General features: G+C 66.2%; 13 protein-coding genes. 5 read left to right on the top strand and 8 right to left on the bottom strand.

Annotated features, from left to right (window positions below; genetic code table 11):
* Window positions 1–43: 43 nt before the first annotated feature.
* The 3 genes from VHO04_RS00885 to VHO04_RS00875 are packed head-to-tail and all read right to left on the bottom strand — an operon-like array spanning window position 44 to window position 3,201.
* Window positions 44–1,636: a DHA2 family efflux MFS transporter permease subunit gene (locus tag VHO04_RS00885; RefSeq protein ID WP_329626594.1), complete on the bottom strand. Its 1,593-nt coding sequence runs from the start codon at window positions 1,634–1,636 to the stop codon at window positions 44–46.
* A gap of 9 nt (window positions 1,637–1,645) precedes the next feature.
* Window positions 1,646–2,761: an HlyD family secretion protein gene (locus VHO04_RS00880; protein ID WP_329626593.1), complete on the bottom strand. Its 1,116-nt coding sequence runs from the start codon at window positions 2,759–2,761 to the stop codon at window positions 1,646–1,648.
* Entirely contained in the window at window positions 2,761–3,201 is a 441-nt protein-coding gene (locus tag VHO04_RS00875; RefSeq protein ID WP_329626592.1) for a MarR family transcriptional regulator, read from the bottom strand. Before VHO04_RS00875 ends, VHO04_RS00880 begins: the two co-directional genes overlap by 1 nt.
* Window positions 3,202–3,333: 132 nt before the next feature.
* Here VHO04_RS00875 and VHO04_RS00870 point away from each other — a divergent pair, with 132 nt between their 5' ends.
* The 3 genes from VHO04_RS00870 (at window position 3,334) to VHO04_RS00860 (ending at window position 6,839) form a co-directional block, all read left to right on the top strand.
* Entirely contained in the window at window positions 3,334–3,981 is a 648-nt protein-coding gene (locus VHO04_RS00870) for a 2-hydroxychromene-2-carboxylate isomerase (RefSeq protein ID WP_329626591.1), read from the top strand.
* Window positions 3,982–4,174: 193 nt separating this feature from the next.
* Window positions 4,175–4,927: an alpha/beta fold hydrolase gene (locus VHO04_RS00865; RefSeq protein WP_329626590.1), complete on the top strand. Its 753-nt coding sequence runs from the start codon at window positions 4,175–4,177 to the stop codon at window positions 4,925–4,927.
* 73 nt (window positions 4,928–5,000) lie between these two features.
* Window positions 5,001–6,839, top strand: a complete 1,839-nt coding sequence (locus VHO04_RS00860; RefSeq protein WP_329626589.1) for a M2 family metallopeptidase — start codon at window positions 5,001–5,003, stop codon at window positions 6,837–6,839.
* Window positions 6,840–7,082: 243 nt separating this feature from the next.
* Here VHO04_RS00860 and VHO04_RS00855 read toward each other — a convergent pair whose 3' ends face one another.
* Window positions 7,083–7,409 carry an ArsR/SmtB family transcription factor gene (locus VHO04_RS00855; protein WP_329626588.1) on the bottom strand — a complete coding sequence of 109 codons (327 nt, stop codon included), beginning with the start codon at window positions 7,407–7,409 and terminating at the stop codon, window positions 7,083–7,085.
* 47 nt (window positions 7,410–7,456) lie between these two features.
* Between VHO04_RS00855 and VHO04_RS00850 the strand changes: the two genes are divergently transcribed.
* Complete coding sequence (locus VHO04_RS00850; protein ID WP_329626587.1) at window positions 7,457–7,939, top strand: SRPBCC family protein; 483 nt, start codon at window positions 7,457–7,459, stop codon at window positions 7,937–7,939.
* A gap of 184 nt (window positions 7,940–8,123) precedes the next feature.
* On the opposite strand, the gene VHO04_RS00845 is transcribed toward VHO04_RS00850, so the two are convergent.
* The 4 genes from VHO04_RS00845 to VHO04_RS00830 form a co-directional block, all read right to left on the bottom strand.
* On the bottom strand, window positions 8,124–8,999 hold the full coding sequence (locus VHO04_RS00845; RefSeq protein WP_329626586.1) for an OmpA family protein: 876 nt from the start codon (window positions 8,997–8,999) through the stop codon (window positions 8,124–8,126).
* A gap of 185 nt (window positions 9,000–9,184) precedes the next feature.
* Window positions 9,185–9,961: an SDR family NAD(P)-dependent oxidoreductase gene (locus tag VHO04_RS00840; protein WP_329626585.1), complete on the bottom strand. Its 777-nt coding sequence runs from the start codon at window positions 9,959–9,961 to the stop codon at window positions 9,185–9,187.
* Between the two features lie 98 nt (window positions 9,962–10,059).
* Window positions 10,060–11,547 (bottom strand): AMP nucleosidase, encoded by a 1,488-nt coding sequence (locus VHO04_RS00835; protein ID WP_329626584.1) that lies wholly within the window; start codon window positions 11,545–11,547, stop codon window positions 10,060–10,062.
* Between the two features lie 169 nt (window positions 11,548–11,716).
* The gene (locus VHO04_RS00830; RefSeq protein WP_329626583.1) at window positions 11,717–12,199 is read right to left on the bottom strand and encodes a peroxiredoxin; all 483 of its coding nucleotides are present in this window, start codon (window positions 12,197–12,199) and stop codon (window positions 11,717–11,719) included.
* A gap of 389 nt (window positions 12,200–12,588) precedes the next feature.
* Here VHO04_RS00830 and VHO04_RS00825 point away from each other — a divergent pair, with 389 nt between their 5' ends.
* Window positions 12,589–13,152, top strand: a complete 564-nt coding sequence (locus VHO04_RS00825) for a YqgE/AlgH family protein (RefSeq protein ID WP_329626582.1) — start codon at window positions 12,589–12,591, stop codon at window positions 13,150–13,152.
* The last annotated feature ends 20 nt before the right edge of the window (window positions 13,153–13,172 follow it).

Here is a 13,172-nt window from a genome sequence, read left to right as displayed (position 1 = left end):
GAGGGGAAATATCCGCTTCTCACCCCGTTCAGGACTGTCGGCTCTAATGTCCCATGTCGGCGGCCGACGCCGTCGGTCCGCCGGGCTTTGGCGGCCGCAGCAGGATGACGAGCGGGACCGAGGCGAGCGTCACCCACATCATCGCCCAGAAATTGTCGATATAGGCAATCATCGCCGCCTGCTTGTTGATCTCGGCATTGACCATCGCCATCACGCTGCCGCCGAGCTGACCCAGCCGGTCGGAGGTCGACGGGTCGATCATCGGCATCGAACCGCTGGTGATGTGGGCGGCCAGATCCTCGTGGCTGGTCTGCGTGTTGCTGCCGAGCAGCGTCGTGACGACCGAGATGCCGACCGAGGCGCCGACGCTGCGGAACAGGTTGAGCAGGCTCGCGCCGTCGGTGCGCCAGGTGGGACCGAGCGTCGCGAAGGCCATGGTGTTGAGCGGGATGAACACCAGCCCCATGCCGAGCCCCTGGACCAGGCCGCTGACGATCACCGGCCATGCGCCCATCATCAGCGCCCAGTGGCTCATCTGCCACAGCGAGTAAGCGGCGATCAACAGGCCGCTGCCGACCAGCCAGCGGGCGTCGACCTTGCCGATCAACCGCCCGGCGACCGACATGCTGAGCAAGATGCCGATGCCGCGCACCGCGAGCACCCAGCCGGTGTCGATCACCGGCCAGTCGAACAGGCGCTGGAGCATCGGCGGCAGCAGCGCCATCGACGAGAACATGACGATGCCGATCACGACCATGAAGCCGAGCGCGGTGGCGAGGTTGCGGTCGGCGAGCATCCGGCGGTCGAACATCGTGTTGCGCGCGGTGAACAGGTGGATGACGAACATCCACAGGCACGAGACCGAGACTCCGGTCTCGATCCAGATTTCGAGGCTGTCGAACCAGTCCTTCTGCGCGCCGCGGTCGAGCATGAGCTGGAGCGAGGCAAGGCCGAGCGCGAGCATCGAGAAGCCGAACAGGTCGAACTTGCGTTGCTTGCGCCCCGTCGCGGGGAGCAGCGCCCACATCAGCGCGAAGGTCGCCGCGCCGACCGGCAGGTTGACGTAGAAGACCCAGCGCCAATTGGCCGATTCGGTCAGCCAGCCGCCGATGATCGGGCCGAGGATCGGCCCGACCATGATCCCCATGCCCCAGATCGACATCGCGCGCGCGTGGCGCTCGGGCGGGTTGATGTCGAGCATCACCGATTGCGACAGGGGGCCGATGAAGGCGGCGCTGATCCCCTGGAGGAAGCGGAAGATCACCATCTCCTCCAGATTCTGCGCTGCGCCGCACGCCATCGAGGCGATGATGAAGCCGATCACCGCGCCGAGGAACAGCGCCCGCCGCCCGACCTTGTCGGCGAGCCAGCCGGTGATCGGCATCGCGACCGCCGAGGCGATGATATAGCTGGTCAGCACCCAGTTCACCGTCTCGCTCGTCGCGCCGAGGCTCGACTGCATGTGCGGGATGGCGACGTTGGCGATCGTCGTGTCGAGGATCTGCATCACCGACGCGCCCATCACCGCGATCGTCAGCAGGCCGCGATAGCGCACCTGCTCATAGAGCGGGCGGTCGGCATGGACGACCGTCGCCGCGGGCGCGGCGCGGCGGCGGGGAAGGGCGCGGCTGGCCATCGGCTGGGCCTATTTGCAGCCGTCCGACGTGATCACCTTCACCTCGGTCGACAGGCCCGCGATCATCGGGCGCTTAGCGACCTCGTCGAAGGCGATGCGGACGGGAACGCGCTGCGTCACCTTGACCCAGTTGCCGGTCGCATTCTGCGCCGGCAGCACCGAAAATTCGCTGCCCGTGCCCGCGCCGATCGTCTGGACATGGCCGCGCACGACCAGCCCCGGATAGGCGTCGAAGCGCATTTCGGCGCGCTGCCCCGCGCACATATGGGCGAGGTCGGTTTCCTTGAAATTGGCGTCGACCCACGGATGCGCGGTGTCGACCAGCGTCACCGCGGGCAGCCCCGCGACCATCATCTGGCCGAGCTGGAGGCGGTCCGATTCGGCGACGCGGCCGGCGCTCGGCGCGCGCACTTCGGTGCGCCCCAGATTGACCTCGGCCTGCGCGCGCTGGACCTTCGCCGCCTCGACCTGCGGATTGACGCCGCCGGCGCCGGTCGCGAGCTTGGCGCGCGCTTCGGCCGCGTCGGCGCGTGCCTGGCCGAGGCTGGCGCGCGCCTGTTCGACCGCGTGCTTCGACGCGTCATAGGCGGCCTTGGTGGTGAAGCCCTTTTCCATCAGCGCCGCCTGCCGCGCGAAATTCGATTCGGCGAAGCCGACCGCTTCCTGCGCCGCCTTGATGTCGACGCTGGTCGAGGCGAGGCTCGCCGAGAGATTGCCGACGTCGACCTTGGCCGCGTCGATCGCGGCGCTCGCCTGCGCGACGGTCAGCGCATAGGGATGGCCGTCGATGCGGAAGAGGAGCTGGCCCTTCTCGACCTCCTGCCCCTCGCGCACCGCGACCTCGGTGATCAGCCCGCCGACCTCGGCCGCGACCGACACCTTGTCCATCTGGACATAGGCATTGTCGGTCGACACCGACCCGCCGCTGGTCAGCCACCAGGCCCCGCCCGCGACCGCGAGCAGCAGCGGCACGCCGAACATCAGCGCGCGGGTGCGCCACGACGCCTTCTCCTCCGTCTCGGCTTCGGCCGCGGGAGCTGCCGCCGCCGGCACCGGGTCAGCCTTGGGCAGCGTCTTCGGCCGCGCGTCCTCGGCCTTGGTGCGGGAAGGGGAGAGCTGGTCCATTACAGGGCTTCTTTCAGGCATTCGCGGCGGGAGAGATTGGCGCGCACCCGCTCGACGAGCGCGGCGAGCTGTTCGCGTTCGGCAGGAGTCAGGCCTTCGGTGGCTTCGTCGTTCAGTATTTCGGCGGTGCGGCGGACCGAGTGGAGCAGGTCGGCGGCGCGCGCGGTCAGGTGAAGCCGCCAGGCGCGGCGGTCGGTCGGATCGGCGCGACGCTCGACCAGCCCGGCCTCGGCAAGCCGGTCGAGCATCCGCGACAGGGTGATCGGCTCGACCTCGATCAGTTCGGCGAGCGGTCCCTGCCGGATTCCCTCATGCCGCTTGAGATAGGTGATCAGCCGCCATTGCAGCGCGGTGATCCCGCTGGCTTTCGTGCGCGCGTTGAAGGCGCGGCGATACAGCCGCGCGCTGTCGTTCAGCAGAAAGCCGATTGTCTCGTTCATGGCGGCGGATATAGTAGCAGATGCTATTATATTCAATCGCAACTTTGCTGCATCTGCGAAACATCTGATATGGTGTAAAATCTCCCGACAGGGGTGCTTGCGTCGCCCGTTATTTTCGGCACTATGCGTGCCATGACCCTGACCGCCGACCTTTTCTGGTCCTTTCGCTCGCCCTATTCCTATCTGGCGATCGGCCGCTACCGCGCGCTCGCGGCGAGCCACGATCTGACGATCGATCTGCGCCCGGTCTATCCGCTCGCGATCCGCCAGCCCGATTTCTTCGAGCGCAATCACCCGAACTGGCTGAGCTATACGATGCGCGACATGATCCGCGTCGCGCAGTTCCACGGCATTCCCTTCGGCCCGCCGCGCCCGGACCCGATCGTCCAGAATGTGACGACGCGCGCGATCGCGACGGAACAGCCCTATATCTATCGCCTGACCCGCCTCGGCCAGGCGGCATCGCGGCGCGGCAAGAGCCTCGCCTTCTGCCACGAGGTGGCGCAGCTCATCTGGGGCGGCGCGCAGGACTGGCATCTCGGCGATCATCTGGCCGGCGCCGCCAAGCGCGCGGGGCTCGACCTTGCCGAGCTCGACGCCGAGGCGGTTCAGGATGCCGAGTCGCTCGACACCGAAATCGCCGCGAACCAGCTCGCGCTCGAGATCGCTGGGCATTGGGGCGTGCCGACCCTGGTCTTCGACGGCGAACCCTTCTTCGGGCAGGATCGCATCGAGATGGCAAAATGGCGGATGGAGCAGAAGGGGCTGCGGGCGCGATAGGGTGCGCAGGGGAAAATAAACTACCCTGTTCCCCCGCGAAGGCGGGGGTCCATCTCCGGCCGGTGCCATTTTGAACCGACCGGAGATGGGTCCCCGCCTTCGCGGGGACACAACCGGTTTTGAAATCTCTGCGCCTTCTGCGCGAAATCCCCCCATCTTGCCCTTGCCCCGCCTCCGCGGATAAAGGCTGCCCATGACCATCGAACCGCAATTTTTCGACGCGCGCGACGGGGTGCGGCTGGCGTGGCGCGAAATGGGCGAAGGGGCGCCGATCCTGCTTCTTCACGGCCTGTTCTCGAACGCCGAGGTTAACTGGATCAAGTTCGGCACCGCCGCGCGCGTCGCCGAGGCGGGCTACCGCGTCATCATGCCCGATCTGCGCATCCATGGATCGAGCGACGCACCGCACGAGCCCGAATATTATCCGCCCGATGTGCTGGTGCGGGATCTTGAGGATCTGGTCGCGCATTTGGGTCTCGCCGATTTCGACCTCGGTGGTTTTTCGCTCGGCGCGCGGACCAGCGTGCGTGCGGTGGTCGCGGGGATGCGGCCGCGGCGGCTGATCCTCGGCGGCATGGGGCTCGCGGGACTCGCGGGCTGGGCGAAGCGCGGACAATTCTTCCAGCGCGTCATCGCCGACTATGAGAGTGCGAAGCGCGGCGACGACACATGGATGTCGATCCAGTTCATGAAGACGATGAAGATCGACCGCGTCGCGGCGCGCCTGCTGCTGGACAGCTTCACCGACACGACACCCGACATGCTGGCGGCGCTGACGATGCCGACTCTGGTCGTGTGCGGTGATCAGGATCAGGACAATGGTTCGGCCGACGAGCTGGTCGCGGTGCTGCCCGATGCACGGCTCAGCACGATCCCCGGCACCCATATGTCGAGCGTTACCCGGCCCGAGCTGGGCGAGGCGATCGCGGCGTTCCTCGCGGCTTGACCCCGCCCGCCGCGCGGTCCAGATTGCGCGCCATCGCGCCAGAGAGCGCATGAAACATCAGAGGACGCACCCCATGAAAGCCATGATTTCCACGCTGTCGCTGGCCCTGTCGCTCGCGGTGGCGGCCCCCGCCCTTGCCCAGACGGCCCCCGCCGCGGCGTCCACCGCGGCTCCGACCGCAGCCGACGCCGACGCCTTCATCGCCGCGGTCGAGAAGGATCTGTTCGACTATACGGTCGAGGGCAGCCAGGTGAACTGGGTCAACGCGACCTATATCACCGACGATACCGACGCGATGGCGGCGCGGATCAACGCAATCGGCACCGAAAAGTCGGTCAAATATGCGCTTGAGGCCGCCAAGTTCATGAACGTCGCGGGGCTCAGCGCCGACACGAAGCGCAAGCTCGACATCCTGCGCACCGGCATCGTGCTGCCCGCGCCGACGACGCCGGGCGCCGCGGCCGAGCTCAACACGATCGCGACCGACCTGCAATCGCAATATGGCAAGGGTCGCGGCACGCTCGACGGCAAGGAAATCTCGGGCTCCGACATCGAGGCCGAAATGGGCAATCTGAAGCATACGCCCGCCGAATATGCCGAAATGTGGACGAGCTGGCACGACAATGTCGGCGCGCCGATGAAGGACGATTATGCCAAGATGGTCGGCATCGCGAACGAAGGCGCGAAGGAGCTGGGCTTCGCCGACACCGGCGCGATGTGGCGCTCGGGCTACGACATGCCACCCGAGGAATTCGCGAAGCTCACCGAGAAGATCTGGCAGGACATGAAGCCGCTTTATGTTGCGCTCCACACCTATGTCCGCTGGAAACTGAACGAAAAATATGGCGACGCGGTGCAGCCCAAGACCGGCCCGATCCGCGCCGACCTGCTCGGCAATATGTGGGCGCAGGAATGGGGCAATATCTACCCGCTCGTCGCGCCTGCCGGCACCGGCGACCTCGGCTACGACATCGGCGACCTGCTCCAGGAAAAGGGCAAGAAGCCGCTCGACATGGTCAAGGCGGGCGAGAATTTCTATTCCTCGCTCGGCTTCGCACCGCTGCCGGAGACGTTCTGGAAGCGCAGCCAGTTCCTCAAGCCTGCCGACCGCGAAGTCGTGTGCCATGCCTCGGCGTGGGACGTCGACAACAAGGACGACGTCCGCATCAAGATGTGCATCAAGGTGAATGCCGACGATTTCGTCACCATCCACCACGAGCTTGGCCATAATTATTACCAGCGCGCCTACAACAAGCAGCCGTTCCTCTATCTGAACGGCGCGAACGACGGCTTCCACGAGGCGATCGGCGATTTCGTTGCGCTGTCGATCACCCCGCAATATCTGGTCGATATCGGCCTGCTCGACAAATCGAAGGTGCCGAGCGCCGACAAGGATATCGGCCTCCTCTTGCGGCAGGCGATGGACAAGGTCGCCTTCCTGCCGTTCGGGCTGCTCGTCGACCGCTGGCGCTGGGGCGTGTTCGACGGGTCGATCAAGCCCGCCGACTATAACAAGGCGTGGACCGACCTTCGCCTGCAATATCAGGGCATCACGCCCCCGGCCGCGCGGCCGGCGAATGCCTTCGACGCCGGCGCCAAATATCATATTCCGGGCAACACCCCCTACACGCGCTATTTCCTCGCACGCGTGCTGCAGTTCCAATTCTATCAGGCGGCATGCAAGCAGGCGGGATGGAAGGGTCCGCTCCATCGCTGCTCTTTCTATGGCAACAAGGCGGTCGGCGCGAAACTCAACGCGATGCTCGAAATGGGCGCGTCGAAGCCGTGGCCCGACGCGCTCGAAGCCTTCACCGGCAGCCGCGAGATGTCGGGCCGCGCGATGGCCGACTATTTCGCGCCGCTGAAGAAGTGGCTCGACGAGCAGAACAAGGGGCATCCGTCGGGCTGGTGAGTGCGGTTGAGGCGAAGAAACAAGGACCGGGGAGGCGACTTCCCGGTCTTTTTCATGCGTAAGCGCGAATGTCCGCTTTTGGGGTGGGGAGCAGACATTCCCCACCTTCGTCATTCCCGCGAAAGCGGGAACCCAGTGTGGGGTTAGCCGACGCACGCTCTGGGTCCCCGCTTTCGCGGGGATGACAAAGTTAGGAGAGGCCGGGCGTCCGCAATCGGTCGAAACCCGCCGTAACCTCCAGCTTCACCGTGCCTCAACCGCCTGCTTGAACCGCGCCAGCCGTGCGGTGGCCGCCGCGGCGTGGGGGCCGATCCAGCGGTCGTGGATGTCCTGGATCGGCATGGCGTTGAGGTGGTTCCAGCGCTCGCGGCCGCGGCGTTCGGCGATCACCAGCCCCGCATCCTCCAGCACTTTCAGATGCTGCATCACCGTGCAGCGGTCGAGATGCGCGAAGTTGCCGCACAGCGTGCCCGTGGTCCGCGGCTGATCCTTGAGGTCGTCGAGGATCTGGCGGCGGATATGCGACGACAGGGCCTTGAAAACGCGGTCATATTCTTCGTGAATTGACATGTTATGAATTTATAACATAATGGAGGGAAAGCAAGCGGAGATTGCCCATGGAACTGAAATTCCGAGTCGCGGCGCGGATCGCGAAGCCCGTGCACGAGGTGTTCGAGGCGGTCGCCGACCCCGCGAAGCTGTCGCACTATTTCACCACCGGCGGCGCGAAAGGGCGGCTTGAAACCGGCGCGACGGTGGAATGGGATTTCCACGACTTCCCCGGCGCCTTTCCGGTCTACGTGATCGAGGTCGTGCCCGACGAAAAGATCGTGCTGGAATGGCAGGCGAACGAAGGCGAGGCGCCGAATGTCGAGGGCGGCGAGATGAAAGGCGCCGATTATCGCACCCGCGTGACAATGAGCTTCAAGGGATTGGATGACGGGCGCACCCTCGTCGAGATCGCCGAGGAGGGTTGGCGCGAGAATCAGGGGGCGCTCGGCGCCTCCTATGGCAATTGCCAGGGCTGGTCGCAGATGCTTTGCGCGCTCAAGGTCTGGATCGAGCACGGCATCAATCTGCGCGAGGGCATGTACGTCTGACCGTGGTCCCGCGTGAGCCGGAGGAGGTTTTCCATCCGTCATCCCGGACTTGATCCGGAATCCATTCCCGCAGCGCTGAGAGAGTGGATCCCGGATCAAGTCCGGGATGACGAAAGGATGAGCGGGGCGGGTTGAAGTTGCGCGCCCGCATATCGGGGTGAGCGAAAGCCCACCCCGCGTCATCTCAAATCCCGTCGACGGCCTTGCTGACCATGATGTTCACCGCAACGCGGCGGTTCTGGGCCATGCCCTCGGGGGTGCTGTTGTCCGCCGCCGGATCGGCTTCGGCCATCCCGGTCGGGGTCAACATGCGATAGGGTTTCCAGCCGCACGCCTGCTGAAGATAATTGACGACGCCGGCGGCGCGCTTTTCGCTGAGCGCCTGGTTCAGTTCCTGGCTGCCCCGCGAATCGGTGTAGCCGATGACGAGCAGCAGGGCGTTGTCCATCCCTTCGGCCTGCGTCGCCGCGGCGCAGAGATCGGCCTTCGCCTGCGACGACAGCACCGCCTTGCCGGTGTCGAAGTTCACGTTGGTCGTGCCCTTGATATTATATTGGTCGATATCGCCGACGCGGCCGCGCAGCGCCTCGGTCGCCGCCGTCTGTTCGGCAAAGCGCTGGTTGGTGCCGGTGCGGATCATCGACGCGGTGCGCAGATCCTTGCTCTTGAGCTCGACCTGGCTCGCGAGCAGGCCGCCGCTCCACTGCAGGGTCTCGACCGAGACGGGCAGGCCGTTGAGCAGCGAGTCCGCGGCGAGCTTGCTGCGGCTGAGGCCCAGAAAGCCGCCGCTGCCCTTGATCTTGGTGTTGTCGCCGATGGCGATCGCGGTGTCGGTGCCGTCGGCGGTCGTGACCTGCATCATGCCGTCGCTACGCGCCGAGATGATACCTTCGATCTCGGGTCCCTTGGCCATCGTGGTGGGGTCGGGGATCGGCTCGCCGTTGACGATCACGGCGTCGCGCTCGGGCGCATCCTGCGCCTGCGCGGCGAAGCCGACCGTCGCGGCGCCCGCAAGCATGGTCAGCAAGATGATTTTCGGACCCCTGGAAACCGCACCCATATGCTACTCCTCTTCCTGTTGGATCAGCGGGACCGGTGTGACATGGTCCCTTCTGGCACAGGAATACTCGCGGCACGGCCCAGAGTTGCGCGGATCGTCGAGCGCCTTGCACGACTCGTCGGATCGGGCGGGGGCGCGGAAAAGCGCCCCTGTTCGTGGTTTACCAGCGACTCAATCCGGTAAATTCAGGCATTACGGGCGGTTAGCCCGCCATCGACGGGAATCACCGCGCCGGTGATATAGCTGGCGGCGGGAAGCACGAGGCCGAGCGTCACATGCGCAACCTCCTCGGGCTCGCCATAGCGGCGGAGCGCGGTGCGGCGTTTCGCGAAGACGGCCTTGTCCTCCTCGGGCACCTTGTCGGTCATGCCGGTGCGGATCGGGCCGGGGCAGATGCAGTTGACGGTGATCCCCTCCTTGCCAAGGTCGACCGCAAGACCGCGTGTCAGTCCGGTGACGCCGGTCTTGGCCGCCACATAAGGGGTGTCGCCCGGCGTTGCGCCGAGCCCTTCGGTCGAGGCGATGTTGACGATGCGCGCGGCGTCGCTGCGGCGGAGCCACGGCAGCGCGGCGCGCACCATGCGCTGGTGCGCGGTCAGCATCACCGCGATCGCGCGGTGCCAGATCGCCTCATAGTCGTCGTCGGCGTCGAGTGGGCAGAAGCTCGATACGCCGGCGTTGTTGATGAGGATGTCGATGCCGCCGAAATGATCGGCGATGGCGGCGACGGTGTGCTTGATCGCCTCGCCGTCGGCGACGTCGAGCGCGAAGGCTTTGGCACTCGCGCCCGCTTCGGCCGCGACGGCTTCTGAGGCGGCGAGGTCGAGATCGGTGACCGCGACCTTCGCGCCTTCGCTGGCGAGGAGCAGCGCGGTCGCACGGCCCATGCCGCTCGCCGCGCCGGTGACGATCGCGACGCGGCCGGCGATGGAGCGTGAGAGGGTAGGGGGTGCGTTCGTCATCGGGGTTCCTCTCCCATTGGCGGAATATGATGATCTGTCACTGACACGAACGGACTAAACGAATCTAGTCCTACCGGGCCCCTTCACTGGTGCGACGCTTAGCGGAACGGCGGCTCGTTGAACGCGCGCAGCTTGCGGCTGTGGAGCTTGGCGCCCTCGTCGCGCATCGTCTCGCAGGCGCGGATGCCGATCTGGAGGTGCGCCGCGATCGCTTCCTCGTAGAAGCGGTTGGCCTGTCCCGGCAGCTTGAGTTCGCCGTGAAGCGGCTTGTCGCTCACGCAGAGCAGGGTGCCGTAGGGGACGCGGAAGCGATAGCCCTGCGCGGCGATCGTCGCCGACTCCATGTCGATGCCGATCGCGCGCGATTGCGAGAAGCGCAGCGCGCTGTCGGTATAGCGCAACTCCCAATTGCGGTCGTCGGTGGTGACGACGGTGCCGGTGCGCATCCGTTTCTTGAGGTCGGCGCCGCTGGCGCCCGACACCGCTTCGGCGGCGCTGGCGAGCGCGAGCTGGACCTCGGCGATCGCGGGAATCGGAATTTCGGGGGGCAGCACCGCGTCGAGGATATGATCGTCGCGCAGGTAAGCGTGGGCGAGGACATAGTCGCCGATCCGCTGGCTGGGTCGGAGGCCGCCGCAATGGCCGATCATCAGCCACGCCTCGGGCCGCAAGACCGCGAGATGGTCGCAGATCGTCTTGGCGTTGGCGGGGCCGACGCCGATGTTGACGAGTGTGATGCCCGCGCCGTCGGGGGCGATCAGGTGATAGGCGGGCATCTGGTGCCGCCGCCATGCGCTGTCGGCGACGAGCGCGCTGGCGTTGACGCCCGGCCGGTCGACATAGAGGCCCGCGGCGCCGGCGAGCGCGGTATAGCGGCCCTGCCCGACCTGCGAGGCCGCCCAGGCGACGAATTCGTCGACATAGCGGTGATAGTTGGTGAACAATATGTAGCGCTGGAAATGCTCGGGCGCGGTGCCGGTGTAATGGCGCAGCCGCGCGAGGCTGAAATCGGTGCGCAGCGCGTCGAACAGCGCGAGCGCCTGCGGCTTGGCGGGATCGGCGCCGAACAGTCCGTCTGCCAGTTCGTCGCCGATGTCGGCGAGTTCGGTGGTCGGGAAATGGCGCGCGAGTTCGAGCGGCGTGACTCCGCCCATGTCGGATCCGTCGCTTGCGTCGAGCACATAAGGGAAGGGGATCTGCTGCCCGGTGCGCGTCACTTCGAGCGTGATGTCGTAATGGCGCGCGAGCAGCAGGAGCTGATCGCGCAGATAATCGGCGAACAGGTCGGGGCGGGTGACGGTGGTGACGAACACGCCGGCATGTTCGAAGCGGCCGAAGGAGAGATTATGCCCCTTCTGCCCCTCGCGCTGCTCGCCGGTGGTGGTGAGGCGGATCGCCGGATAGTCGAAGAGGCCGGTCGCCGCGGCATCGGCCGGGGGTAGCGTACCGTCGCGGACATAGGCGGCAATGGCGGATTTGAGATTGGAAACCGACGCGCGGAACTTGTCCTGAAGTTCGGCGATGATGCCCTCGACAAGGGCGGTGGGGTCGGTGGTGTTTTCGTCGTTCGATGATCTGGATGTCATCGCGACGCTGTTGCACGAAATTGTGACAAAAGGGAAGGGGCGGCGCAATTCTCCCCTCCCTGGAAGGGAGGGGGCGGGGGTGGGTGGCCGCCGAAGGCGGCGCTCTTCCTTCGCTCGCTTCGCTCGCACCCACCCCTAGCCCCTCCCTTGCAGGGAGGGGAATCTACCCTTACAGCTGCTCCAGCATATGGTCCGCGCTCGACACGCGGAATTCGCCGGGAGCTTCGACGTTGAGCTGTTCGACGACGCCGTCGTTGACGATCATCGAGAAACGCTGGCCGCGCTTGCCCATGCCGAAGGCGGTGCCGTCCATCGTCAGCCCGACCGCGTCGGCGAAGGCGCCGTTGCCGTCGGCGAGCATGGTGACGCTGTCGTTCGCGTTCGCGCTCTTCGCCCAGGCGCCCATCACGAAGGCGTCGTTGACCGCGGTGCAGACGATTTCGTCGACGCCCTTGGCCTTGAGCTCGCCGGCCTTGTCGACGAAGCCCGGCAGATGCTTGGCCGAGCAGGTCGGGGTGAAGGCGCCGGGGACCGAGAAGAGCGCGACCTTGCGGCCCTTGAAATAGTCGGCGGCGCTCACCTGTTCGGGACCGTTGTCGGTGACCTTCACGAAGGTCGCTTCGGGCAGCTTGTCGCCGGTCTGGATCGTCATCTTGGCATCCTTTCGTTGAGGGGATCTCGGTTGGCGCGACATTGGGGCGCGGTGGGCCGGAGTCAAGGCGAAGTGGGAAAAGGGAGGAATGATTTCACGGGAGCGGGAGGCAGCTAGCGAGCGGGAGCGGGCATAGGTAAGGATCATACTCTCTCCCCTTGAGGGAGAGATACGGAGGCTTGGCAGCTTGCTGCCTAGCCGAAGTTGAGAGGGGGTTTTGCGTCCGCCGGCGTCGCACCCCTCTCCAAGCTTCGCTAGCTCCCAGGGGAGCAAGCTGCGCTATCCTCTCCCTCAAGGGGAGAGGAGGCGACGACTCCTCCCCACCCCAAAACCGCCTTTGCTGGCCAAAGATGCTGGACCCTTTTTGCCGCACGCGGCATTGTAGGCCCATGGAAACCGCGCCGCCTTTCTTCACCGGCCAGTTGCTGCTCGCGCTGCCGGGCATCGGCGACCCCCGCTTCGCCCATGCCGTGATCGCGATGATCAGCCATGACGAGGAGGGCGCGATGGGGATCGGGGTCGCCGACCCGATCGACGGCATGACCGTCGGCGCGGTGCTCGACCAGCTCGACATCGGGCACGACGGGCCGCTCGACCAGCCGGTTTTCCTCGGCGGGCCGGTCGAGCCGTCGCGCGGCTTCGTGCTGCACAGCCGCGACTGGGGCGGCGAGGGCGCGGTGCAGGTCGCCGATCGCTGGATGGTGTCGAGTTCGCACGACATCTTGCGCGCGATCGGCGAGGGGCGCGGGCCCGCGCGCTGGCTGGTTGCGCTCGGCTATGCCGGCTGGTCGCCGGGGCAGCTCGAGGAGGAAATGGTCCGCCACGGCTGGCACGTCACCCCCGGCAGCGACGCGCTGCTGTTCGAAACGCCGCCCACCAGTCGCTGGCAGGCGGCGTTCGCCGAAGCGGGAGTGGACGCCCGCTTGCTGACGACCGAAGGCGGCGAGGCCTGAAATCCTCCCCCCTCCTTGCG

Source organism: Sphingopyxis sp. (genome assembly GCF_036261875.1).
GTDB lineage: Bacteria > Pseudomonadota > Alphaproteobacteria > Sphingomonadales > Sphingomonadaceae > Sphingopyxis.
Note: the sequence above shows the minus strand (reverse complement) of the source record. Positions and strands in the feature narration are given on the sequence as shown.